Here is a 25,492-nt window from a genome sequence, read left to right on the forward strand (position 1 = left end):
GTAAAGTATAGTTTATAAGATTTATAATTAAAGTAATAATTAATTTTGTTAAAGGAGGATTAAAATGCATAAAAATGGTAGTGTTAAGAAAACACTGTTTGCAAATTATATAGTATTTACAATAACCTCCTTATGTTTATTGATAGTATGCCTATTGGGTGGTGCTTTTTTATATGCCACATCACTACAAAGGGGATCAAGAGATTTCATAAGGGTATACAATGTAATGGCTGAAGATATTGTAAGACGTGATTATAAAAATATAAATACAGATGATCTTGAAAAATTAAATGGATGGATAGAAATTGTAGATGAAGAGGGGAGTGTAGTATATTCAAATGGAGTTGTTCAGAAGGTAACAATGAACTATGGGCCAGGGGAAATATATGATCTTCTTGTAGATGAGCATGAAAAATATTTTATAAGCAGCACAAAATTTGAAGGATACAATGGAGTAAAATATAGATTAATTGTTAGAGCAGATAAGAATTTGTATCATGAACAATTTACTGAAGATTTTTTATATGATTTTATAGCATCTCTTAAAAGTTCTCTTATGGTTTTTCTTATACTATTCTTTTTAAATATTTATTTATTCTCAATATGGGTAGGAAAAAGGATAACAAACCCATTGACTATACTTACAGAGAGGCTTAGAAATTTTGCTAGATCAGAGAAAAAGAAGAAAATACATTTTGATAATTCTGTAGAGATAGAATTTGTTGAAATTGCTGATTCTTTTAATTATATGATAGATGAAATTGAGAGAATTGAAGAGGAAAAGAAAGAACTTGAAGATAGTAAACAGAAATTGATAGTAGATATTTCACATGACATAAAAACGCCGATAACAACAATCCAAGGATATGCAAAAGCGATTACTGATGGAATGGTAAAGGATGAAGAAGATCAAAAGAGATATTTAAATACAATTTACATGAAAGCCAAAAGTGTAACTGAGTTAATTAATCTTCTTTTTGATTACGTAAAATTAGATCATAGAAGTTATGAATTAAACTTTGAAAAGAAAGATATAAATGAACTAGTAAGACAGGTTATTGCGGAATATTATGAAGAGATAGTTGTAAATGGATTTGAAATACAAGTGAATATTAAAGATGAGAAGTTGCTAATTGATGTTGATTTCATGCAAATGAAGAGGGTGATATCAAATCTTGTTTCAAATTCACTTAAATATAATTCTCCAGGAACAAAAATAATAATAAGTATAGAAGAGGAAGATGATTCTGTAATAGTAAGAGTTGGAGATACTGGAGTGGGAATACCAAAGGATATAAAAGGTACTATATTTGAACCTTTTGTTAGAGGAAAGAAAGATAAAGCATCTAAGGTTGGAGGAAGTGGACTGGGATTATCTATTGTAAAGAAGATAGTTGAAATGCATAGAGGGACAATTGAACTTTATGATGAAGTTGGAGAAATGAATAGTTTATTCGAGATTAAGCTCCCAAAGGAAAGATAAAGTAAAATTAATAATTAAGTCAAAATGTTAAAATAATATAAAGTTTTATGAACAAATGAGATTATCTTAAGGGAATATGATATAATAACTAAAAGAGTAAATAAAACTATATTAGGTGGTGTAATAAACTATGAAGAGAGGTTCAGGTATTTTTTCAAAGTTAGTTTTAGCATTGACAATAGTTCCAATATTAGAATTATATATATTATTTAAACTTGCAGGTGCTATAAATTGGGGACCAACAATACTTCTTGTTATTTGTACAGGGGTAGCAGGAGCGTATCTTGCAAAACAACAGGGAAGAGAAATATTAAATAAAATACAGATGGAATTAAGTAGAGGCAACATGCCAGGAGATTCATTATTGAATGGATTATGTGTTCTTATAGGTGGAGTATTATTATTAACACCTGGGATATTAACAGACATTACTGGATTCTTACTGATAATACCAATTTCAAGAATAATGTTTATTAAATTCTTAAAGAGCAAGTTTAAAGGGATGATAAACACTGGAAATGCTAGATTTGTGTATATAAATAAAGACGACTATAATGAATATTAAAAAACTTAGTTGACAGTTGACAATGGACAGTGGACAACGAATGACATTTCACTCTGTGAAATTTTAATTTTATTATTCTTCAAACAATGAGGTTTGCTCGTTTCACCTTTGATGAAACATTGTATTTTAAGTACAAGATTTTATCTAAGATAAAATGAGTAAACCTTGATTTGTTTAAAGAAAAATAAGATGTAGTTTCTGACTTAAGTCAGAAACATCCATCGTTGTCAATTGTACACTGTCAACTTCTTTTAAAGTTTTCAAGTTTAATTAATATTTTTGTAATCTTAAGACTACTTATTGTACATAAATTCTAAAGAAAGAATGGGGTGATAGAGTGAAGATTATAGTTTCACCAAGTAAGACTCAGCAATTTGATAAAAGAATATCTTATAAAAATTCAAATCCTAAGTTTCAAGAAGAAAGTCTAGAATTAAGGAAGATACTGAAATACAAAGAAGTAGATGAAATAGCTAGAATTATGAAAATAAAAGGGAAAAAGTTAGAAGAGGTTGTTCAAATTTATCAAACATTACCAGAAAATCTAGATAGAGTCTGTGCTATTGAGGCGTATACAGGATTTGTTTTTAAAGAATTGAACATAGAAGGGTATTCAGAGAAAGAGCTTGATTATATGGATGATAAATTAAGGATATTATCAGCTTTATATGGAATATTAAAGCCCTTTGATGTTATAAGTCCCTATAGGTTAGATATGACTATGAAGATTAGTGATGAGAGTCTATATTCATTATGGACTGAAAGAATAACACAAGAATTTTCAGATGAAGAATTAATAGTGAATTTAGCATCAAAAGAATTTTCAAAATTGGTTAAAAGACCAATGCTAACAATTGATTTTAAAGTGATTAAGGATGGAAAGTTAAAAACTGTAGGAACATACGCAAAGAAAGCTAGAGGAATGATGCTGCATTATTTGATATCAAACAAAATAGAAGAGGTTGGTAAAATAAAGGAATTTGATGTTGATGGATATTGCTTTAGTGAAGAACACTCTGATGAAGATAATTGGACGTTCGTTAAAAAACATAATGGATAATGGATAATGTAGAATGGAGAATGATGGACATTTCACTCTGTGAAATTTTAATCTTATTGTTTCTTGGACAATAAGTGGTTACTTGTTTCATTTTGAATGAAACATTGTACTATGAATACAATATTTTATCCAAAGATAAAATGAGTAAACTCTTATTGTTGTTAAGAACAATACAATGTAGATTCTCACGCAAGTGAGAATCATCCTTCGTTGTCAATTGTCCACTATCAATTGTCCACTAAAAAAAAGCGCACTTTTTAATGCGCTTTTTTTATTTCAGAAGTGAGTAGTGTAGCATTATCAACAGTTTCCTTGTGGAATTCAAAGTAATATCCACAATTTAAAGTATCTATAAAAGTACTTATCCACAAAGATCTTAAATCGTAGAATATACTTATATCTCCACCAACTTTATCCCAATAATCTTTGTGAAGGCAGTTAGAAACTTTCCATTGGAGTAATTCATCTGTGTTAATTGTAATGGATTTAACATTGTCGCAGGGCATTCCATCAAGAACAAAATCATTTATTATTTTGTTTATTTGTTCAGGTGAAGCTATAGAGGAGTTATCAACGGAAAGTGCACATCTTTCAGCTTGAGCAGTATAAACTTTTTTGATTACATCCATTCCATCTTCATACTCTCTTAAAATATAAGTAATTAAAGCTGCTTGCCTTGATTCTGCTTCTCCAATTCTTGAGTGTAACCAGCCGTGGATGTTACTTGGATCAATTAGTTCTTCAAGTGGTCGTTCCTCTAACGGATATCCAAATTTTTGATTTATAAGATGAACATAATTATCAATTTTCTTTTCATTAGTAGCATTTATAGCCTCAATAATATTATTCTCTAAATCACCAAATAATTTAATTTTGTTGTAAAGCCAATGATGTATTGGTCCTAAAAATAAACTCATAAAAATCCTCCTAAATTTTAATAATTATTTTATTTTGTAGCGTTTGTATTTATTTCATCATATATTTTATAGACACCTTCAATAAATTTATCTAGAGTTATCTGATCTATGAAATCACCAAGTTTAGTTCCCATTTCTGCATTTTCATAATAAAATTTGTAAATTGATTCAACTATGTTAAAAGCTTCATCTTCATTTAAATTTGAAGCAATCTTATCAGAAAGTCTTGGATGATATCCTGCACTTCCGCCAGCTACTACTACGTAACCTTCATCTTTAGTGCCTAAAACTCCAATATCTTTAGAGTGAACACTACCACAAGCATTACGACATCCAGCAACTCCAATTTTAGTTCTGTTTGGGGTAGGTGCTCCGTAGAATCTTTTTTCAAGTCTTAGTCCTAACGTAAGTGAATTTTGCTTCATTCTTTTACAAAAAGCAGCTGGGCACATCTCTACATTCTTAACTGAATATGGAGATAGAACAGCGGGTTCCATACCTAGATCTTCCCATGCTTTTTCAACATCTTCAGCTTTTAAACCAATTATCATAAGTCTTTGACCAGATGTTAATTTTATAGATGCATTATATTTTTGAGCAACTTCTGTAATCTTTAATAGAGTTTTATGACTAACAAATCCACCAGGAATTCTAGGGGTAATTGCGTAAGTTCTTTTATTATTCCTAATTCTTTGCAAAACTGCATATTTAGGCATTTTCATAATATCACCTCTTTATATTTAAGATTAGTTTATTCACTAATTTTGATTTCATGTAAAGTATAAAAAGATTATACATAATAAAAAAGAAAAAAGTGGTAACTAATGATACGTAAATATTAAGTTATAAATAATAAACATAATTACTATAATGAAAAAATGTATTTAAGGTGAAGAGTTGGGGAGAGCTACTAAAGATAACGTATATTAAAAGTGAAATGTAATAATTTTATATGAATAAAATAATGGAAAATTATATTATTTATTTCTAAAAAAAAAACTATTGATTTTTAGTTATTTATCTGTAATAATCTATAATTATGATAAAAAAAAGAAGGTGATTATTATAAAAAAAAGTCTTGAAAAACAGAATGAAGTTCCCCTATTTACAGCGCTTAAGGAATATCACGAAAAAGGCACTGTACCTTTTGATGTTCCGGGGCATAAGAAGGGGAAAGGAGCAAGTGAATTATCAGAGTTTTTTGGTGATACAATGCTTCAATGTGATGTGAATTCAATGAAACCACTTGATAATCTTTCGAGTCCTGTGAGCGTTATAAAAGAAGCTCAGCAACTAATGGCAGATGCATATGGAGCAGATGAAGCTTTTTTCATGGTTAATGGGACAACAGCTGCTGTGCAGGCAATGATTTTAAGTTCCTGTAAACCGGGAGACAAGATAATACTTCCAAGAAACGCTCATAAATCAGCATTTAATGGGATTGTATTAAGTGGAGCTAATCCCATATATGTTCAACCTAAAGTTCATAATCAGTTTGGTTTTGCTGCAGCAGTGGAATTTGAAGATATCAAGAGAGTTATAGATGATAATAAAGATGCAAAGGCAATATTTTTAGTAAATCCTACGTATTATGGTACTGTATCTAAGATCGATAAGATTATAGAATACGCCCATATGAATGGAATGATAGCTCTTGTAGATCAAGCGCATGGTGCTCACTTTGCTTTTTCTGATAGATTACCTAAATGTGCTATTGAAGCAGAAGCGGATTTAGTTGCAGTTAGTACACATAAAACAGGTGGATCACTTACTCAAAGTTCAGTATTATTGAGAAAAGGAGATAGGGTGAAAAGCTGGAAAGTTCATAAAAGTATTAATCTTACTCAAACAACAAGTGCTTCGTATTTACTGATGAGCAGCTTAGATGTATCAAGAAGAAATTTAGTCTTGAATGGTAAAGAAATTTTTGATAAACTTATTGATGTTTGTAGAGAAGTTAGATCAAATATTAATAAAATTGAGGGACTAAATGCATTTGGAAAAGAGATTATTGGAAAACAAGGTATAGTAGACTTTGATGAATTAAAGCTTTCGATTAATGTGCATGGGTTAGGTCTTACAGGATTAGAAGTATATGATATTTTGAGAGATGAATACAATATTCAAGTTGAGTTAGGAGATATGTATAATATATTAGCTATTGTAAGTGTTGGAGATGACATAAATAGTCTTATGAAACTATATGATGCTCTTTTAGACTTAGCTACTAAATATAGAAGAGAAAAGAAAAAATTTATAAAAATAAATCTCCAAAACCCAGAAATTAAGCTCTCACCAAGAGATGCATTTTATGCAGAAAAATTAAGTATTGCATTAGATGATTCTTGTGGTAAAATAAGTGGAGAATCAGTTATGGTTTATCCACCAGGAATACCTATAATTTGTCCAGGTGAAGTAATAACTGAGGATATAATTTATCATATTAATTTATTACGAGATCAAAATTGTATGTTAAATGGTATTGAAGATGTAAGTTTAAACACAATAAAGATAATTGAATAAAAGTATAATTCATAATTAAATTTGAAAATATAGTTTTTGTAAAAATATTAAATTGTGATATTATAATAAAACTTTTAAACCCCTTGGTAATACAAGGTTTTTATATGGTCTCAAAGTTTAGTATATATAAACACAGAGTTTAAAATATGAAGAAAAATAAAAATATAATAATTTTCTTTACTACAAATAAACTTAAAGTTAATTTATAGTAAACGAAAAAATACTAATAATTTATGAAAAAAGGAAGGATGAGGGTTATGAATATCGAGCAATTAGGGAGACATATTCTTGTTGAAATGTATAACTGTGATAAAGAGGTTTTAAATGATCATGCACTTATTGAAAAGTACATGTGTGAAGCAGCAGAAAAATCAGGAGCAACTATAGTGCAAAGTGTATTTCACATGTTTAATCCATGGGGAGTTAGTGGTGCTGTAATTATTCAAGAATCTCATTTAACAATTCATACTTGGCCTGAATATGGATATGCAGCTATAGATTTATTTACTTGTGGAGATAGTGTAAATCCATGGGTTGGATTTGATTACCTAAAAGAAATGTTAAAAAGTGATAAGACAGAGACTACAGAGGTTGTTAGGGGAGAAACAGGAAGAATAAGACATTTCTCACATGAGAAATTTGATAATATTCATTTCAAGCCAGTTGATGCTGAATAAAAAAAATAGACTTATAAAAAAATATAATAAGTCTAGAAAATTAATAAATAATATAAATATAAATTAAATTAAACACACACACATAATTCTAACATGAAAAATAAAGAATTTAAAGGATGGTATGGATAAATTATGGAACTATGGTATACAGAAAATCATACAGATAACATTAAATTTTCAATAAAGGTTAACAAACATTTATACACTGCTGAAAGTGAATTTCAGAAAGTAGACATATTTGAAAGTGATGAAATTGGAAGATTTTTGACACTTGATGGATTAATGATGGTAAATGAGAAGGATGAATTTATGTATCATGATATGATAGTTCACCCAGCTTTCGCTGTTAAACCAGATATTAAAAGAGTGCTGGTTATAGGTGGAGGAGATGGAGGAACAGTTAGAGAGATAACTAGATACCCATCTGTTGAAAAAATAGATATGGTTGAGATAGATGAACTTGTTGTAAAGTCCTCTATTGAATTTTTAAACTACACTTCATGTAAGTTAAATGACCCAAGAGTGAACCTGTACTTTGAAGATGGAATAGAGTTTGTTAAAGACAAGGTAGCAGAATATGACCTTATTATAGTTGACTCTACTGATCCAATTGGACCAGGAGAAGGGTTATTTACAAGAGCATTTTATAATGATTGTTATAAGGCTTTAAGTGAAGATGGAATTCTTGTAAACCAAAATGAGAGCCCATACTATGCTAGAGATGCTAGAAATGCTAGAAGAGCTCACCAAAAAATTAAAGAAATATTCCCTGTAAGTAAAGTATATGAGTACCATATGCCGACATATCCATCAGGTCATTGGATGTTTGGATTTGCTTCTAAAGGGTTAGATCCAATAAATGATCTTAAAAAAGAAGAGTGGCAAAACATTGGATTAAAGACTAGATATTATAACACTGAACTTCATGTGGCTGCTTTTGCACTACCTAATTATGTAAAGGAGTTATTGGAGAAGGAGTTAGGGGAGAATGAATAAGAATATAATGTCTTTTATAGGATTTGATAGTGAATTCGAAGAAAGCCAAATTGTTTTATTTGGAGCTCCATATGACGGTACTGTATCCTTTAGACCTGGAACAAGATTTGCTCCAGAGGTAATCAGAAAAGATTCATACGGTCTTGAGACTTATTCACCTTATCATGATGATGATTTAGAAGAGTATTCATTATTTGATAGTGGAGATATTGAATTCCCTTTTGGTAATAGAGATAAAACGTTATCTATGATAGAAGAGAGAACAAGAGAGATAGTTAGTACAGGTAAAATACCTTTTATGGTTGGTGGAGAACACTTAGTTACTTATCCTGCTGTTAAAGCTGTAACAGAAAAATATGAAGATTTGGTCGTGATACATTTTGATGCTCATGCAGATCTAAGAGAAGATTATTTAGGAGAAAAGCTTTCTCACGCAACTGTTATTAGAAGAGTATGGGATATGATAGGCGATAAGAATATTTATCAATTTGGAATAAGATCAGGTACTAGAGAAGAATTTAAATGGGCAGAAGAGCACGTTTACATGAGAAAATTTGATTTAAAAGGTATAGAAGAGGCAATAGAGATGATAGGAGACAGACCGGTATATGTTACTATTGACTTAGATGTTTTAGATCCTTCTATATTCGCAGGAACAGGAACTCCAGAGCCAGGAGGAGTATCTTACAAAGAGCTTCAAGAGGCAATTATCAAGCTTAAGAAGTTAAATATCGTTGGTTCTGATGTTGTTGAATTATCACCTCAGTATGATGTTAGTGGAGTTTCTACTGCTGTTGCTTGTAAGGTGATTAGAGAACTTGTTTTATCTATTTTAGGTTAATATATAAAATCCTTTAATAATGAAGGGGAGAGCAAGTATAAAAGATAATGGAGAATGTATAATGTAGAATGGATAATGATTGACATTTCACTCTGTGAAATTTTAATTGTATTGTTCCTTGAACAGTAGGGGTTTACTCGTTTCATTTGCAATAAAACATTGTAATTTAAATACAATATTTTATCTTAGATAAAATGAGTAAAAACCTCTTTTTCAAAAGAACAATGAAATGTAGTTTCTGCGTATGCAGAAACATCCAACGTTCTCAATTCTCAACTCACCACTCTCAACTTCTTTTAAAGGTCTTTAATTTTTTATTTACACGCTTAGCGTGATTTTTTTTTATTTTGTTGTTGACATTTATAAACTCATTGCATATAATAAATATTAATCAGAGTAATGTACTCGGAATAAAGTGGTAAAGCGTCGAAAAAGGAAAGTAGTATAAAGGGAATATACAGAGAGAGGTTTCAGAGCTGAGAGATACCTTATAGGAAATTTATATGAAGTGCCCTTTGGAGTGTGTACCGAAAAGCTTTTGCTTAGTAGGCTGCATGGGGATTCGCCCCTTATAGCGATAGAGCATAATAGTGCTTGAAAAGTGGATACTTTGTATCAATTAGAGTGGAACCGCGGATAATACTTCGTCTCTTAATGCAGAAATGTGTATATGAGAACGAGGTTTTTTTATTTTTAATTATTTTTTTAAGAAGCAGGAGTAATTTTATTAAATTTTATTTTTAAGAAGTAGGAGTATTTTTTATTTTATTGTTAGGGAATGTTTAAAAATAACTTCCACTAAATCTATTTCAAAAAGTGACAGAAACATTCACATTTTTGAAATAGAAGGGGAAGTAAATTTTAAGCCGACCATTAGGAGAAATTTTAAAAGAAAAAGGAGAGATTTGATTATGTTTAAGAATGTTTTAGAAATGATAGGGAAAACACCGATTGTTAAACTTAATAACGTTGTAAATGAGGATATGGCAGAGGTATATGTTAAATTAGAAGGATTTAATCCAGGTGGAAGTGTAAAAGATAGAGCGGCTTTAGGGATGATAGAAGCAGCAGAAAAAGAGGGGTTACTAAAAAGTGGAGACATTATTGTAGAACCTACAAGTGGAAATACAGGAATAGCTTTAGCGATGATTGGTGGGTTAAAAGGATACAAGGTAATTTTGGTAATGCCTGATACAATGAGCCAGGAGAGAAGAGCTATGATGAAGGCATATGGAGCGGACCTTGTTTTAACAGAAGGTGCTAAAGGAATGAAAGGTGCAATAGAAAAGGCATATGAAGTTGCTGAGGGTAAAGAGGGATATTTCATTCCACAACAATTCAATAATGAGGCTAACCCTTTAATGCACTATGAAACTACTGCAGAAGAGATATTTAGTGAGATATCAGATGTAGATTATTTTGTAGCTGGAGTAGGTACTGGAGGAACAATTACTGGAATAGGAAAAAGACTTAAAGAATTAAATCAAAATATAATAAATGTAGCAGTTGAACCTGCAAATTCACCTGTTCTTTCAGGAGGTGGCCCTGGACCACATAAGATTCAAGGGATCGGAGCTGGATTTGAACCTAAAATATATGATGGAAGCATAGTAGATAAAATAATTACAATCAAAGATGAAGAAGCTGTTGAGACTGCAAGAAAAATTGCTCAGAATGAAGGGTTGCTATTAGGAATATCTTCAGGAGCTAGTATTGCAGCGGCTATAAAACTTGCCAAAGAAGTAGGAAAAGGTAAGAAGGTAGTAGTTGTTTCTCCTGACAATGGAGTAAAATATTTATCAACAGGTCTTTATTAAATAGAGAATAATATAAGGAGCTGAAGATGATGAGATTTTTAAGAACTTTAAAATATGATATAGATCATGTGCTCCAAACTGATCCTGCAGCTAAGAGTTTTCTAGAAGTTCTGATATTGTATCCTCACATTCATGCTTTGATAGCATATAGAATTGCTCATGTAATGTATAAGAAAAAGTGGTTTTTCTTATCAAGGATGATAAGTCAGATAAGTAGATTTTTCACTGGAATAGAGATACATCCTGGTGCACAAATTGGAAAAGGATTGTTCATAGATCATGGTATGGGAGTTGTTATAGGAGAGACTACTATAATTGGAGATAATGTTACTATATATCAAGGTGTAACTTTAGGTGGTACAGGAAAAGAAAAGGGTAAGAGACATCCTACTCTTGGAAATAATGTTATTGTTGGAGCTGGTGCTAAAATTCTTGGTAATATTTACATTGCCTCAGGAACTAAAATTGGAGCAAATGCCGTGGTTCTTAAGGATACAAGTAAGAAATCCACAGCAGTAGGAATACCTGCTAAGATTTTACCGAGACGACCTAAGGCTATTGATGATATTGAGAAAGATGGGAAAATAATAAGTATATACAATGAGATGATAATATAAAAGAAGTTGATAGTGGACAGTGGAAAACGGACACCGAATGACATTTCACTCTGTGAAATTTTAATCTTGTTGTTCCTTGGACAATAGAGGTTTACTCGTTTAATTATAAATGAAACATTGTACTTGAATTATAATGATTTAAATTAATATAAATTATAAAAGCAAAGCCGTGATTCGGATTAATACGAATCACGGCTTTGTTTTTGGGTTTTTAATAGTTCTATATTAAAGGGTTATAAATGCGATTTTTGTTACTTTTATGGGAAATATAAACTTTTTAATAAAAATATGGTATACTTTAAAAGTACAAGCTGATGAGGAGGGATTTTATGAGATCTCAGAAAAAAATACTTTGCTTTTTGGTAGTTATTATCTTCTTAAATGTTTTTATAGTATTTGCAGATAATGAAACAGACTTAACTAATAAAATAAATAACCTTGAGAAAAAATTAAAAAGCAATAATACAAATCAAAAGGAAATCAATACTTTAATGGACGATATTGAAGTAGAATTAGAGGATTTAAGTATTAAAATTGAAAAACTTGATTATGAACTTGAAAAAATAAATAATGAAATAGATAAAAATGAAGAAAATATAACCAAACTTGAAATACAAATAAAAGAGCTTAACCAAGAGCTAATTGAAGAAGAAAAAAAATTAGAACAAAAAAAGAATACATATGCTAAACAAGCAAAATTTTTATATGTAAAAGGTGTTAGTAGTAAATTAGAAATAATTTTTTCATCAAAAAGTTGGGAAAATTTTATAAGCAATTTATCATTTGTAAAAAAGTTGAGTAATCATAACAGGAAATTATTTAATGAGATAACTAAAGGTATGGAGAAAATTGAAAGCGATAGAAAAAAATTAGAAGCAAATAAGAGGAATATCGAAGTTCTTAAAGCGGAGAATCTTAAAAAGCGAGCTGAAATTCAAGCTTCAAAAGATGAACAAATGTATTTGGTAAAAAAGGCAAGCGAAAAAAAGACACAATATGAGGAAACCTTAAGAGCGTATAATATAAAAGAAACTAATACAAAAAAACAAATTGAACAAGCTAAAAGGCAGTTAGAGGAAATGAGAAGGAAATTAGACGAAAAACCTGTAAAGACAGGAAATGTTACTGGTGAGGATATCATTGCTTTAGCGTCAAAGTTCTTAGATACACCATATTTATGGGCAGGCACAAGACCTTATGATGGGACACCTGGTTCGGGATTTGATTGTTCTGGTTTAGTACAATATGTATATAAACAATTTGGTATTACTACTGGGCGAAGGACATATGATCAGATTATACATCCCAATGGAAGAGTGGTTTCAAGAGCTAATCTTAAACCAGGAGATTTGGTGTTCTTTGGGTCAAAAAGTGATCCCCATCACGTGGGATTATATATTGGTAACAATAAGTATCTCCATGCACCAAGAACAGGCGATGTTATAAAAATATCTCCTATGACCAGGTCGGATTATGTAGAAGGGAGAAGGTTTTTACCAGATTAAATTATTGGTAATACATGCTAAAAGTGAATTTTATACATCAGTTATTTTACAATCTGATACAATGGATTATCTAAAGTCTAAATTAATAGACTATCTTCATATTACTGAGGAACTAAAAATTTTAATAAAGAGTGTACCTACAGTAACTTGACACTATCAGTCTTTTTACAATGCTTTGCAGTTTTGTAATCTATATGATGCAATATAATCAATGATTAATATTTATTGGAGGATTTAACTTGTGCAAAAAAAAATTTCAATAATTTTAATACTATTAATAATAGTGCTAACATCATTATTACTAAAAACTCGATTCAATAAAAAAGCAAATGAAACTATCCAAGTAAAAATAACAAATATACTTAGTCAGTCTGTTGAAGATGTTAATCCTAATATGTTAATTATTATTGACTCTATAACTAAGGATGATTATCAACTAGTAAGCTACACATATAATAATATTGTAGGTTTTAGTGTTTTTAAAAAAAATAAGAATAATAAATTTGAACATCATTCTAGTAAATATAGTTCAGACGGTAAGCCAACTAGCTTTACATGGTTTTATGGAGAGAAATTATCTTTTTTAAAGTATCTAATAATATATCCTAATGCTAATAAAGATATATCTAAAATTAAATTTACAATAAATAATAAGACTTTTGTAAAACATGTTGATTTGAACAAACCTTCTATGATTACTTTTGATGTTAATTTAAATATATTTGATGAACCTGTATATGAGTATAAATATCAAATCTTTGATAGTAATGATAATGAATTAATAGAATAAATAAAAATAAAGCTAGAAATTAAAAATTTCTAACTTTATTTTTATTTATTCTATTTATTATCTATCTATCATTAACCCAGAATTGACGTACTCCTGTTCCGTTATTAGGAGTATAAATTGAAGATAATGTTATAGTATGGCTATGTTGTATAAGAAAACTACCTGCGGCATTAGAAACTCTTATTCCAAGATTTGTTTCTAATCTTGGTAAATCAGTAGTAGGAAATTTTGGGGTCAATATCCATTTTCCGTAGTTTTCTGATAACCTCGAATCAGTTTCTGTTTTCCAACTTCCAGGTTCAAACTTATATGAAATGCTTGGACCACTTTTACTTAAAGTAAATGAAATACTTTCAGAGCTAGTTGTTGTAGGCCTATACTCAAGTAACTCTTGATTACCTATATTAGATTCAGCATCCAGTCTTGTTACTTGCTCACGTACAGTTGCGTAAGATTTACCTAATGCTTCTGTTGTAGAAAGTATATCCCATATACTTACATCTACATCATTTAGCACTGAATTATCAACTTTTTTCGCTGTAATAACACTAGTAAAAATTCCTACTTGTGTTCCATCATCATCTTCAAAATACCATGTCTTTTTTTTGATTTTGAAGTTCCCACAGCAGCCCCACTTGTACTCAGAGTAGCCATAGTAGCTAGTGATGATTTCACTACAAGTTCTTGGGCTTTAGTTAATGATTGCGAATACTCTTCAATAGATTCTTCTACTATACTAAATAAATCTTTAAATCTTTTGTTTTTTGCATTTGAATAAAAGAATTCAGTATAATTTCCATTTTTAAAAATTGCATATAAGTCAAAATCTCCTTCTTCTATTAAAACATTGTTTTGTAATGGTTTTCCATTATTATGAATAACCAATTTAGTATTTAACTCTGTTTCATTAGGCATAGAGAAAGCTTTCGATAAAGATTCCAAAGATATACTATTTTTTTAAGACTTTCTTCCGCATATTACTGCTGTAGAAAAGATAAATTACTTACTTTATTGTTATAATTTTAATTTTTGTTATTACTTTCATCCCTTTACAACACTGTTATATTATTCATAGACTACTTATGCTAAGTAATCACAGAGCAACTTTAAATAAAATAAAGACGCGAAAGTGTGATTTTTTTATACCTACTTGACAATACAAAGTAGTGTTGGTATAATTTGCATAAAGCTACTAAGTAATGCAAAGTAGGTGATATAATGGCAAAAGATACTCAATTACTGAAAGGGATTCTAGAGGGATGTATTTTAAAGGTTATAAGTAAAGGGGATGCCTATGGATACAAAATTCTTGAAACTTTAAATGAATATGGATACAAGGAATTATCAGAGGGAAGTGTATATCCTCTACTTCTACGTTTAGAAAAGAAAAAAATTATACGAGTGGAAAGAAAAAAATCTCCTTACGGACCCATGAGGAAATATTATTTTCTTACTGATGAAGGGGAGATATACCTTAATAACTTCAAGAAAAATTGGGATGAGATAAGTGGTATTACTAATAAAATTTTACATGATTAATTTATTGGGGTGATTGTTATTAATAAGTTAGTAGAATTAAAGAGCAATAGAATTGAGTATGAAAGAAATCTTAAAAATGAATATGAGAAATATTATGCTAATGTAAGACAATATATTATGGCAAGTAGTATATTAGATGTACAGAAGGAAGAAGTCATGAGTGATGTTATTGAAATGTTCCTTGATTATCAAGAGAATGATAAAGATATAGAAGCTCTTTTGGGGGAAGATCATGAGAAGTTCTGTAGAGAAATAATTGAGTCATTAAAAACAACTAAATTAGGAAAGATATATTCACTTATAATGGGTTTAGAATATATAATTTGGGTATTGGTTATGCAGTTAATTGTTGCTATATTATGTTCGACTTTGAAGATAGGAGGGTTTGAAAGATTAGATTCTCTTGACTTTATGACAATATTAGCTTCGGGAATATTCGTAGGAATATCAACAGGAAAATATAGAATTAAAAATATTTATACACCATGGTCAATTAATAAACTAGAGTTTTTAAAAGATCTTAAGTTTTTAAGTGTTGGTATATTGGTTGTAATTTTACTTAATCAAACTGTAATTAAGCATATAGATTTTTATGTTAATAATAGTATAATGATATTTATGGTATTTATTGGGTTAATACTATTATTTCTAGTAAATATAATGAAATTTACTTTGTCAAAGGGGATGAAATGATGAATATAAAAAGGCAAAATAGGATTTATAATATAACAACAGCTTTAGGTGCTGCAATAGCTTTTATTGTTGGATATCTAGGTGTGTTAGTAATAACAGATAGAATAGAATCAATGGGAAGACATTATGGATATGTATTTATTTGTATTGCAGTTCTTTCAGCATTTATAGCATATATTATGTATTTAAAAGGTAAGATGTGTAAGTTAATCATTGAAATCAAGGGGGACTGGGGAAAGGAAATTAAGAAGAAGAGAAAAGTAGAAAAGGTTAATAATATATTTGAAAAAATAGTTGAGTATCGTAATAGAACAAGTAAGGAATTCTATATAGATAATCAAACCTGGTTAGATTTAAAAGGGGATTTGTTATATAAGAAGCTTGAAAGAAGTTATTCTTTTTTAGGTGAAATTGGAATGTACTTCATGTTAAGATATCCACTTCTAAATAAGAAAAAAATACTAAGAAGAGAGAATATAATTAAGTGGTTAGAAGATAACAGGGAGAAGAGAGAAGAGATTCAATTTGCTTATGCAAAAATAGGAAGAGATAAGGAGTATCAGCTTTCCTCTTATATTTTAAAAGATAAAAAAAGTGAGATAAGCAAGGATGATGAAATAACTATAGCTGTGTGTTCAAAGTTATTCTTATTGATACCTCTTATTTGGTTTTTGGAATCACTAGGGGCTGCGATAATATATACTATAGCATTATTTATAGTGAATTTCTTTCTTTCCCTTAAATTAAAAAAACAGGTTGAAAGTAATGCCCCTATATTTTCTTTAATGGGTAAGATGATTATATCTGGAAATAAGATAGCTAAACTTATAAGTGGTGAAAGGGAATTTCAAGAGGATTTTGGTGAACTACAGAATCTATTGAAGAAATGTGATGTCATTAGAAAAAATAGTTCACTTTTAGTGAAAAGTGAAGTTCCAGGAAACGAATTAACGGATATGATGGCAGAATATATCAATATATTGACTCTAAATAATTATAGAAAAATGGCAAAAGGCATAAAGTATATAAATAAGTATGAAAAAGAGTTAATAGATATATTTATGCATTTAGGCGAAATTGAAGGGTTGATTGCTGTAACTTCTTATAGAGAATATGAAGTTTATTGTTTGCCAGAATTTATAGAAGAAAACAAGAGCAGCATAGATGCTGTTGAAATCTATCATCCTTTGGTTGAAAATTGTGTCCAAAATACAATAAATATTACCCAGGGAATAATAATTACAGGATCTAATATGTCTGGAAAATCGACATTTTTACGTACAATAGGAATATGTCAATTATTCAGTCAGACTATTGTAACAGTTCCAGCAAAGGAATTTAAGACTGGCATAATGAAGATTATTAGTTCTATTGATATACACGATGATATTAACAATAAGAAGAGTTACTATTTTGTTGAAGTTGAAAACCTGTATAGAATAATAGATGAGAGTAGCAAAGGTGTTTCAGTATTAGCATTAGTTGATGAAATACTTAATGGTACAAATCCTGTAGATAGAATAGCTGCAGCAACTGGAATACTAAAGTATCTAGAAAAGCATACGTGCATACCTATTGTTGCAACACATGATATGGAGCTTACTGATAATTTAAAGGATAGATACAACTGTTATTATTTCACTGAAAAGGTTGAAGGTAATGGGATGGAATTTGACTATAAGATAAATAAAGGAGTATCTGACAGCAGGAATGCCATAAAATTATTAAAAGTAGTTGGATACCCAGAAGAGATACTAGAAAATATTATGTAATAATATTAAAAGAAAAATGTGTAAAAGACACATAAAATACACAATTTACTTTTAAAATAAGATATACAGATTTCAAGTGAATACTGGATTTATACTAGGTTTAAGGTGTACTGCGATTTTGAGAATGTATAAATAAAGTTTCACTATAGAAACTCTATAGATAGTTTTTATTTAAGGAAACATTAAGAAGAGAATGGAGGAATTAAAATGAAAAGAGTATTTTCACTTTTAATGATTATTTTATGTGTAGTAACATTATCATCATGTGGTAAGAACGATAATGTAGTTAATAATGATACTGGTAAGGAAGTTAAGGAAGAATACACTTCAAATGGAGAAAAAAATCCTGTTGCTGGTAAAAGTATAACGGAATTTAAAGTTAAAGATATTTATGGCAATGAAGTAACGCAAGACATATTTAAAGATAAAAAAATAACTATGATAAACATTTGGGCAACATTTTGTGGACCATGTATAGAGGAGATTCCTTACTTGCAAGAGATATATGCTGAGAAGAGAGAAGAAGGATTTAATCTTTTAGGTATAGTAGCAGATGGAAATTCAGAAGAAAATATTGAGATGGCGAAGAAGATTATTGAAAAAAGTAATGTTGAATATAAAAATATTTTAATAGGTGATAGTTCCTTAAAGGACATTGTTTCAGAGTTTAAATATGTTCCTGTATCAATATTTGTTGACTCAGAAGGAAAAATTAAAGATGTGTTCAGTGCTGGAGCTGAATCTAAAGAAGAGTATTTAGAAAAAATAAATAGCCTTCTAGAAAAAGAGAGTAAATAAAATGAATAAACGATGGTTTGGTGCTATTGCAGCTTTATTTGGAATGTATCTTATTGCTTATGGATTTACTGAAGGAGAAGTAGAGACAGTATTCGCTAAAGCAATTAGAATTTGTTTAGAATGCATAGGGATTGGGTAATTAATTATGAAAAGAAAGTTCATTCAGTTTTTTAATGCGTTATTGATTAATGGGTATTTTAAAGGATTTTTATCGGGAAAAATATATGAAGGAAAGCTAAAGAAAATTTGTGTACCTGGACTAAATTGTTACTCCTGTCCAGGTGCCTTAGGCTCTTGTCCTATAGGATCATTACAGGCTGTATTAGGTTCATATAAATATAAAATATCAATGTACGTAACAGGGTTTTTAATATTTTTTGGAGCCTTAATGGGACGATTTGTGTGTGGATGGCTTTGTCCCTTTGGTCTTATTCAGGAGTTACTTTATAAGATTAAAAGTGTGAAAGTTAAACTACCTAAATGGACAACTTACATAAAATATGTAATTTTATTAGTGTTTGTTATCTTATTACCATTAATGTGGACTAATGAATTTGGAATGGGAGATCCTACATTTTGTAAATATATATGCCCTGCAGGAACATTAGAGGGAGGAATCCCATTGCTTATATTAAATAAAGGGCTTAGAAGTGCAGTTGGTTTATTATTTACATGGAAGATTAGTATCCTTATCTTAATTATTATTATGAGTATCTTTATTTTTAGACCATTTTGTAAAGTGTTGTGCCCATTAGGTGCAATATATGCCATATTTAATCCAATAAGTCTATATAGATATTCAGTAGATGATCATAAGTGCACAAAGTGTGGAAAATGTTCGAAGGTTTGCAAAATGGATGTGGATATCTATAAGAAACCAAATAGCTTAGAGTGCATAAGATGTGGAGAATGTGTTGAAGAATGTCCAACTAAAGCAATTAAAAAAGGAATACTAAAGGATATATAGTGGAATAAAAAATTACACTCTTTCAAAAAATACTATATTGAAGGAGCGTGATTTTTTTATGAACAATAATCCGGAATTTGATTTCATTGAAAAACTTCCACCACAACATCAAGATAGAAAACCTGGAATTGAGAGTGTTATGAATCCAAGACCTATTTATGACAATGAAGCGTATAAGCACTGTGGAAAATTAGAGGGTAAGGTTGCTATTATCACAGGTGGAGATAGTGGAATTGGAAGAGCGATTTCAGTAGCCTATGCTAAGGAAGGGGCAGATGTTGCTATAGTTTACTTTGATGAGCATGAAGATGCAGAAGAGACAAAGATGCTTGTTGAAAAAGAAGGAAGGAAATGTTTACTTATAAGTGGTGATATTGGAGACGATGAATTTTGTAAGAGTGTAATTCAGAAGGTTATGGATAAGTTTTCAAAAATAGATATACTTGTTAATAATGCAGCGATGCATTATGAAGATACTGATATAAATGGTATATCTAAAGAGCAACTAATTAAAGTATTTTCTACTAATGTATTTTCAATATTTTATCTGGTTAAGGCAGCGATTGATTTTATGAAGCCGGGAAGCACAATTATTAATAATGCTTCTGTAACTGCTTATAAGGGAAATGTAGACTTATTGGATTATTCATCATCAAAAGGGGCAGTAGTTTCATTAACTAGATCAATGGCACTAGCTTTTGCAGATAGAAAGATAAGGGTAAATGGAGTTGCACCAGGACCTATATGGACACCATTAATTCCATCATGCTTTAAAGCAGAGGACGTTGCTGAATTTGGAACACAGACACCTCTTGGAAGAGTAGGGCAGCCTGTTGAGGTAGCACCAGCATTTGTATTTCTAGCATGTAATGATAGCTCTTACATAACTGGTCAGATGATTCACGTTAATGGCGGATATATTATTAATGGATAGGACGAAAAACCTTAATGTATAATGTATAATGGAGAATGTAGAATGATGGACATTTCTCTACGAGAAATTTTAATTATATTGTTCTTTAGACAGAAGGAATTCACTCGTTTCATTTGGAATGAAACATTGTATTTGAAATCCTATATTTTATCTTAAGATATGATAATTCAAATTATTAATATTATATATTTGTTCAAAAGTTTTTAGTAGGAAGCTCTTTTATATTAATTTAATGATAAATTAAAAAAAGTTGATGATAATAAATGTCATTAACTTTTTTGTTTAAATATTAAAGATACGAAGTATTAGAAAAGAATAAAACGGTACCAAAGATACAATATCTTATCATATATAAAATGAGAAAAAAACATATCCTAAAGAGAAAAAATGTGGGTTCTGACTTAAGTCAGAACCTTCCTTCATTATACATTATCAATTATACATTATACATTTGTTTTCTAAGGTTTACCACGATGGTTTTAATATACTCCCACAAAAAGGGCATTTTTCAGTTTTACTATCATAGGTAAACGAAATAGAACAGTTAGGACAAACCGTAATATTATCTTCTTGAGAAAGGAGCTCTTTAGTTTCATTATGATCTAAATTACCATTAGGATCATTAATCATAGAGATATACTTATTTAACTGAACATCATAATTATTTGTAATTGATTGAAGACTTGAAATTAACTTATCTAATTCTTCAAAAGAAATAGTTAGATCATTAATTGTTTTAGTTAAATAAACTCTTTCATCTTCTGAAATAGATTTAATAACAATATCTTTGTTTTTAATAAGTTTTTTTATATTGTTCTTTATGGATGTGATTTCATCTAATAGATGATTAGTTGTATCCTGTCGTTTTTTTAAAAGTGTTGAAAAAGTGTCACAGTGAATAGTTTGCAAATTATCATATGATAGATCGTGATTTCTTGACATAAAAACCCCCCAAAATAATATAAAACATAATGGAGAATGGAAAATGGAGAATGGAGAATGATTGAGATTTCTCTCCGAGAAATATTAATCTTATTGATCCTTGGGAAATTGAAGTTTACTCGTTTTCTAAGAGAAAACATTGTATTTGAATTACAATATTTTCTCTTAGATTAAATTAGTGAAAATTATTTACTTTAATAACTAATAAGATGTAGTTTCTGCCTAGAAGCAGAAACATCAATCATTATCCATTATACATTATCAATTGTCCATTGCTTTAAAGTTTGTTTTTATATATGTATATTAATATTAGTGAGTGTATTATACTATTTTTAGGTAAAAATATCTTATATGGAAATAATATAAGCAACATGTTAATATTAAGTAGTTAATTATAGTTAAAGGGGTGGTTTTTATGAAGAGTAAGGTTTATTTTGTGAATTTAAGAGCAAGAAATGCTGGTGAAAATAAAATTAATAAGCTTAAAATGCTTTTTGACAAAATGGAAATTGCATCAAATATTGAAAAAAATGATTTAACGGCTATAAAACTTCATTTTGGAGAGAGTGGAGGAGATGGATTCATAAATCCCATCTTTGTAAGACCTATAGTTGATAAAATAAAAGAATGTGGTGGAAAGCCTTTTTTAACAGATACAAATACTCTTTATTCTGGTAGCAGATTCAATGGGGTGGATCATATGAATACAGCTATAGAACATGGATTTGTTCCTTCGGTAGTTGGAGCGCCAGTTATAATTTCTGATGGTTTAAAGAGTAATTACATAAAAGAAGTTGAAATTAATAAAAAACATTATGATAAAGCTAAGATAGCTGGAGATATAGTTGATGCTGATGCTATGGTAGTTATGTCTCATTTTAAGGGGCATGAGATGGCTGGGTTTGGTGGTGCTATAAAAAATTTAGCTATGGGTTGTGCACCGGCTGCTGGTAAACAAGAACAACATGCTTTAAGACCTTTGGTTGTTGAAAAAAAATGCGTGGGTTGTGGAAAATGTTTTGAAGTATGCCCACAAGAAGCGATAAAAGTGGAAAATGATATATCTTTTATAGATAAAGAAAAATGTGTTGGGTGCGGTGAATGTATGACTGTATGCGCACCTAAAGCTATTAGATTTGATTGGACTACAGACTTAAAAGAATTCTGTGAAAAGATGGCTGAATATGCATATGCTTCAGTTAAGAATAAAGAGAATAAGGTAGCCTATATAAATTTTCTGATGAACATAACACCTCATTGTGATTGTGTACCATGGAGTGATGCGCCTATAGTTCCTGATATCGGAATATTAGCTTCTGTAGATCCAGTGGCTATAGATAAAGCAAGTCTAGATTTAGTTAATAAACAAATAGCCTTAAGCAACACTCTTTTAAAAGAAAATGCTGATAAAAATGAAAAATGCAATTGTGGAAAAGGTCATTTTAATGATCTATGGGAGAATACTCATGGAGAGGTTCAGATTTCTTATGGAAAAGAAATAGGTATGGGAAGCAGCGAATACGAGTTAATAGAGATATAATAAAGGATTGAATATAATGATAGATGATAAAATTAGAATAAGAAAAAAAGAGCATATAAGTGGGTTTCTAAAAGGAGTAGGTGGAAAGGAGAATGGTTTTGAAGATGTAGTACTTTTTAATAATTCCATTCCAGAACTAAACTTTAAAGACATTTCGCTAGAAACAACATTTATGAGTAAAAAGATAAGTGCCCCATTGATGATAAATGCTATCACAGGTGGAACAGAAGAAGCTGAAGCCATTAATAAAGATTTAGCTTATATTGCAAAAGAACTTAATATTCCTATGGCGGTAGGTTCGCAATCTATTGCTTTGAAGTTTTCAGATGCTGTAAAGAGTTTTATGTGTGTTAGAGAAATAATGGGGGATGAAGGTGTAGTTATTGCAAATTTAAGCGCTAATAAGAGTGTAGAGGAAGTAAAGAAAGCTATAGATATGATTAATGCAGATGGAATTCAACTTCATTTAAATGTACCGCAAGAGATGTGTATGGAAGAAGGAGATAGAGATTTCAAAGGGGTTATTAATAATATTAGTAATATAAAAGAGAGCATTGAAAAGCCTATAATAATAAAAGAAGTTGGCTTTGGAATATCATATGAGACAGCGATAAAACTCAAAAAAATTGGTGTAAAGTATATAGATATAGGTGGAAAAGGTGGAACTAACTTTATAGAGATAGAAGATTTGAGATATGAATCATCTAAATACAGTGAATTTTATTCATGGGGTATACCTACTGCACATAGTTTATTAATCACATTGAATGCCTATAGAGCGTGCAATGTAATTTGCAGCGGTGGAATTAATAAAGGGGAAGATGTGATAAAATCTTTGATTTTAGGTGCAGACATAGTTGGAGTTAGTGGAGTTGTACTAAGGTGGCTTTTGGAAGAGGGTAAAGAGTGTGCTTTAGAAGAATTAAAACAACTTATAAATAATATTAAAATATATATGATGTTATTAGGAAAGGGAACAATAAGAGAATTAAAAGATACTCCTTATATGGTAAAAGGGGAGCTTAAAGAAGTAGAAGAATATATTATGAAAACTTACTGTGAAAATTTAAAGTAAAGCATAAAGTACAAGCCAACCGTTAATTATAACAGAGGGCTTGTACTTTATTTTTATAGATAATTATTAGGTTATTTTATTTTTAAGAATTGAGGCTTGTACGAATCTTTTGAAAGGGTATCAAAAATAAAACCTTGTGAAATAAGACCTTCAATTACCTCAGGAAGTGCTTCAACGGTTGTTGTTTTTGGGCCTAAGTCATGCATTAAAACATTAGCTTTTTGTACATATTTTGCACCATCTAAAACCGATTTAACAATGACAGTTTTTTTCTGTCTATAGGCATTTGCATCTTTTGAATCAACATTCCAATCAAAGTAAGTATAACCTTCTTTGCTCATCGCTGTAACTAAATCAGACATAAAACCTTTTCCAGAATATGACCAGCTTATTTGATTATTTGATCCTCCTGGGAATCTTAAAAGTTTCAAAGGTTTAGTACCTGTAGTAGATTCAATGAATTCATTTAATTTATTTACTTCCGATTTAAAGTTTTCTATTGAGTCATATACGTTTTTATAGTCATGACTAAATGTATGATTTGCAATTACATGACCTCTATTAACTATTTCTTTATATAAATGTTCTAAACCTTCATGACCATTAACAAAAAAAGTAGCTTTAATATTGTAGTTATCTAAAATATCTAATATAGGTAATGTGTTACTAGAAGGACCATCATCAAAAGTTAGATAAGCTATTTTAGCCTTTGACAGCATTACTTCATATTCATTATTCTTTTCTTTAACGGTATTTTGAAGTTTTTCAATATTATCTTTGATTTGTATATTATCCTTTTCAGCTTCAATTATTTTATTTACTAAAAGATTGTATTCTTTTTTTGCTTGTGAAACTGTTGTTTGAGCATAAACAGCATATCCTACCGATCCTGTAATAAGAAATAAAAATATGAAAAGTGATATAAAACCTACTTTATGTTTTTTTCTATGATTATAATAACTTTTTCGCATTGAAAGCCTCCTTAAATGTCTATTTATTCTGGTATGTAATTAATTTTATTATTTAAATCATCGATTTTTTCCTCAATTTGATCTAAATTATTAGTTATATTATTTTTTTCTTTTTGTAGAAGCTCTTTTTCTGCTTTCAGTTTATCATATTTTTGTGACAGAATTTTTGTTTCATCCATAATAGTGTCTTGCTTTTTTAACATCATATATGAAAATGATACAGCGCTCACAGTAATTAGTAAAGTAAATATTCCAAGTATTATCTTCTTCAATTTATATCCTCCTTTTATTTTTATTTTCGACATTATTATAATACTTAATTCGACGTATTTGGTTACAAAAAGGTTATAATTTTATAAGTTTATAAAAAATATGAATTAATTAAGTAGATTGCTTTATTAAGAAGATAATTCTAAATATTCTGAATTATATTTTAACACCATTAAATTCATAGTTATTTAACGTAAATA

27 protein-coding genes and 1 other annotated feature are annotated in these 25,492 nt (G+C 29.6%); of the genes, 20 read left to right on the forward strand and 7 right to left on the reverse strand.

The window, feature by feature from the left end:
* The first annotated feature begins 64 nt into the window (after positions 1–64).
* The 3 genes from OW730_RS05260 to OW730_RS05270 all read left to right on the forward strand — a co-directional run bounded on the left by OW730_RS05260 (position 65) and on the right by OW730_RS05270 (position 3,108).
* Entirely contained in the window at positions 65–1,483 is a 1,419-nt protein-coding gene (locus tag OW730_RS05260) for a sensor histidine kinase (RefSeq protein WP_271228018.1), read from the forward strand.
* Between the two features lie 130 nt (positions 1,484–1,613).
* Complete coding sequence (locus OW730_RS05265) at positions 1,614–2,048, forward strand: FxsA family protein (protein WP_271228019.1); 435 nt, start codon at positions 1,614–1,616, stop codon at positions 2,046–2,048.
* A 337-nt stretch (positions 2,049–2,385) separates the two neighbouring features.
* Complete coding sequence (locus OW730_RS05270; protein WP_271228020.1) at positions 2,386–3,108, forward strand: YaaA family protein; 723 nt, start codon at positions 2,386–2,388, stop codon at positions 3,106–3,108.
* A gap of 257 nt (positions 3,109–3,365) precedes the next feature.
* On the opposite strand, the gene OW730_RS05275 is transcribed toward OW730_RS05270, so the two are convergent.
* Positions 3,366–4,025: a hypothetical protein gene (locus OW730_RS05275; RefSeq protein ID WP_271228021.1), complete on the reverse strand. Its 660-nt coding sequence runs from the start codon at positions 4,023–4,025 to the stop codon at positions 3,366–3,368.
* A 29-nt stretch (positions 4,026–4,054) separates the two neighbouring features.
* Positions 4,055–4,741, reverse strand: coding sequence for an NAD(P)/FAD-dependent oxidoreductase (locus OW730_RS05280; protein ID WP_442945431.1), 687 nt, complete (start codon positions 4,739–4,741; stop codon positions 4,055–4,057).
* 340 nt (positions 4,742–5,081) lie between these two features.
* Between OW730_RS05280 and OW730_RS05285 the strand changes: the two genes are divergently transcribed.
* The 8 genes from OW730_RS05285 to OW730_RS05320 all read left to right on the forward strand — a co-directional run bounded on the left by OW730_RS05285 (position 5,082) and on the right by OW730_RS05320 (position 13,791).
* Positions 5,082–6,548 carry an aminotransferase class I/II-fold pyridoxal phosphate-dependent enzyme gene (locus OW730_RS05285; RefSeq protein ID WP_271229520.1) on the forward strand — a complete coding sequence of 489 codons (1,467 nt, stop codon included), beginning with the start codon at positions 5,082–5,084 and terminating at the stop codon, positions 6,546–6,548.
* 263 nt (positions 6,549–6,811) lie between these two features.
* Complete coding sequence (speD, locus tag OW730_RS05290) at positions 6,812–7,225, forward strand: adenosylmethionine decarboxylase (RefSeq protein ID WP_442945432.1); 414 nt, start codon at positions 6,812–6,814, stop codon at positions 7,223–7,225.
* Between the two features lie 132 nt (positions 7,226–7,357).
* A complete protein-coding gene (gene speE, locus OW730_RS05295) occupies positions 7,358–8,221 on the forward strand; it encodes a polyamine aminopropyltransferase (protein WP_271228024.1) in 864 nt (287 codons plus the stop codon).
* Complete coding sequence (gene speB / locus OW730_RS05300) at positions 8,214–9,062, forward strand: agmatinase (protein WP_271228025.1); 849 nt, start codon at positions 8,214–8,216, stop codon at positions 9,060–9,062. The genes speE and speB overlap by 8 nt, the downstream gene beginning before the upstream one ends.
* Positions 9,063–9,479: 417 nt before the next feature.
* Positions 9,480–9,717, forward strand: a binding site (T-box leader).
* A gap of 256 nt (positions 9,718–9,973) precedes the next feature.
* Positions 9,974–10,879, forward strand: a complete 906-nt coding sequence (cysK, locus tag OW730_RS05305) for a cysteine synthase A (RefSeq protein ID WP_442945404.1) — start codon at positions 9,974–9,976, stop codon at positions 10,877–10,879.
* A 26-nt stretch (positions 10,880–10,905) separates the two neighbouring features.
* Complete coding sequence (epsC, locus tag OW730_RS05310) at positions 10,906–11,496, forward strand: serine O-acetyltransferase EpsC (protein ID WP_271228026.1); 591 nt, start codon at positions 10,906–10,908, stop codon at positions 11,494–11,496.
* 329 nt (positions 11,497–11,825) lie between these two features.
* Entirely contained in the window at positions 11,826–13,001 is a 1,176-nt protein-coding gene (locus tag OW730_RS05315; RefSeq protein ID WP_271228027.1) for a C40 family peptidase, read from the forward strand.
* Between the two features lie 241 nt (positions 13,002–13,242).
* Complete coding sequence (locus OW730_RS05320; protein WP_271228028.1) at positions 13,243–13,791, forward strand: hypothetical protein; 549 nt, start codon at positions 13,243–13,245, stop codon at positions 13,789–13,791.
* Between the two features lie 61 nt (positions 13,792–13,852).
* On the opposite strand, the gene OW730_RS05325 is transcribed toward OW730_RS05320, so the two are convergent.
* The gene (locus tag OW730_RS05325) at positions 13,853–14,308 is read right to left on the reverse strand and encodes a hypothetical protein (protein ID WP_271228029.1); all 456 of its coding nucleotides are present in this window, start codon (positions 14,306–14,308) and stop codon (positions 13,853–13,855) included.
* A 44-nt stretch (positions 14,309–14,352) separates the two neighbouring features.
* Complete coding sequence (locus OW730_RS05330) at positions 14,353–14,706, reverse strand: hypothetical protein (RefSeq protein ID WP_271228030.1); 354 nt, start codon at positions 14,704–14,706, stop codon at positions 14,353–14,355.
* 303 nt (positions 14,707–15,009) lie between these two features.
* Between OW730_RS05330 and OW730_RS05335 the strand changes: the two genes are divergently transcribed.
* From OW730_RS05335 to OW730_RS05365, 7 genes are all read left to right on the forward strand, one after another.
* Positions 15,010–15,330 (forward strand): PadR family transcriptional regulator, encoded by a 321-nt coding sequence (locus OW730_RS05335; RefSeq protein WP_271228031.1) that lies wholly within the window; start codon positions 15,010–15,012, stop codon positions 15,328–15,330.
* Between the two features lie 9 nt (positions 15,331–15,339).
* Entirely contained in the window at positions 15,340–16,023 is a 684-nt protein-coding gene (locus OW730_RS05340) for a DUF1048 domain-containing protein (RefSeq protein WP_271228032.1), read from the forward strand.
* A complete protein-coding gene (locus OW730_RS05345) occupies positions 16,023–17,795 on the forward strand; it encodes a MutS-related protein (RefSeq protein ID WP_271228033.1) in 1,773 nt (590 codons plus the stop codon). The genes OW730_RS05340 and OW730_RS05345 overlap by 1 nt, the downstream gene beginning before the upstream one ends.
* A 207-nt stretch (positions 17,796–18,002) precedes the next feature.
* On the forward strand, positions 18,003–18,593 hold the full coding sequence (locus OW730_RS05350) for a TlpA disulfide reductase family protein (protein WP_271228034.1): 591 nt from the start codon (positions 18,003–18,005) through the stop codon (positions 18,591–18,593).
* Position 18,594: 1 nt separating this feature from the next.
* Positions 18,595–18,732: a CD1871A family CXXC motif-containing protein gene (locus OW730_RS05355; RefSeq protein ID WP_271228035.1), complete on the forward strand. Its 138-nt coding sequence runs from the start codon at positions 18,595–18,597 to the stop codon at positions 18,730–18,732.
* Between the two features lie 6 nt (positions 18,733–18,738).
* Positions 18,739–19,560, forward strand: coding sequence for a 4Fe-4S binding protein (locus OW730_RS05360; protein ID WP_271228036.1), 822 nt, complete (start codon positions 18,739–18,741; stop codon positions 19,558–19,560).
* A gap of 58 nt (positions 19,561–19,618) precedes the next feature.
* The gene (locus OW730_RS05365; RefSeq protein ID WP_271228037.1) at positions 19,619–20,494 is read left to right on the forward strand and encodes an SDR family oxidoreductase; all 876 of its coding nucleotides are present in this window, start codon (positions 19,619–19,621) and stop codon (positions 20,492–20,494) included.
* A 465-nt stretch (positions 20,495–20,959) separates the two neighbouring features.
* On the opposite strand, the gene OW730_RS05370 is transcribed toward OW730_RS05365, so the two are convergent.
* Positions 20,960–21,436: a hypothetical protein gene (locus OW730_RS05370; RefSeq protein ID WP_271228038.1), complete on the reverse strand. Its 477-nt coding sequence runs from the start codon at positions 21,434–21,436 to the stop codon at positions 20,960–20,962.
* Between the two features lie 415 nt (positions 21,437–21,851).
* On the opposite strand from OW730_RS05370, the gene OW730_RS05375 reads away from it, so the two are divergent.
* Positions 21,852–22,976, forward strand: a complete 1,125-nt coding sequence (locus OW730_RS05375) for a DUF362 domain-containing protein (protein WP_271228039.1) — start codon at positions 21,852–21,854, stop codon at positions 22,974–22,976.
* 16 nt (positions 22,977–22,992) lie between these two features.
* Positions 22,993–24,051 carry a type 2 isopentenyl-diphosphate Delta-isomerase gene (fni, locus tag OW730_RS05380; RefSeq protein WP_271228040.1) on the forward strand — a complete coding sequence of 353 codons (1,059 nt, stop codon included), beginning with the start codon at positions 22,993–22,995 and terminating at the stop codon, positions 24,049–24,051.
* Positions 24,052–24,122: 71 nt separating this feature from the next.
* Here fni and OW730_RS05385 read toward each other — a convergent pair whose 3' ends face one another.
* Both OW730_RS05385 and OW730_RS05390 read right to left on the reverse strand, forming a co-directional pair.
* Complete coding sequence (locus tag OW730_RS05385; protein ID WP_271228041.1) at positions 24,123–25,022, reverse strand: polysaccharide deacetylase family protein; 900 nt, start codon at positions 25,020–25,022, stop codon at positions 24,123–24,125.
* Positions 25,023–25,045: 23 nt separating this feature from the next.
* Positions 25,046–25,294 (reverse strand): hypothetical protein, encoded by a 249-nt coding sequence (locus OW730_RS05390; RefSeq protein ID WP_271228042.1) that lies wholly within the window; start codon positions 25,292–25,294, stop codon positions 25,046–25,048.
* Between the last annotated feature and the right edge of the window lie 198 nt (positions 25,295–25,492).

Origin of the sequence: Oceanirhabdus sp. W0125-5 (genome assembly GCF_027938815.1) — a bacterium.
Taxonomy (GTDB): domain Bacteria; phylum Bacillota; class Clostridia; order Clostridiales; family Clostridiaceae; genus Oceanirhabdus.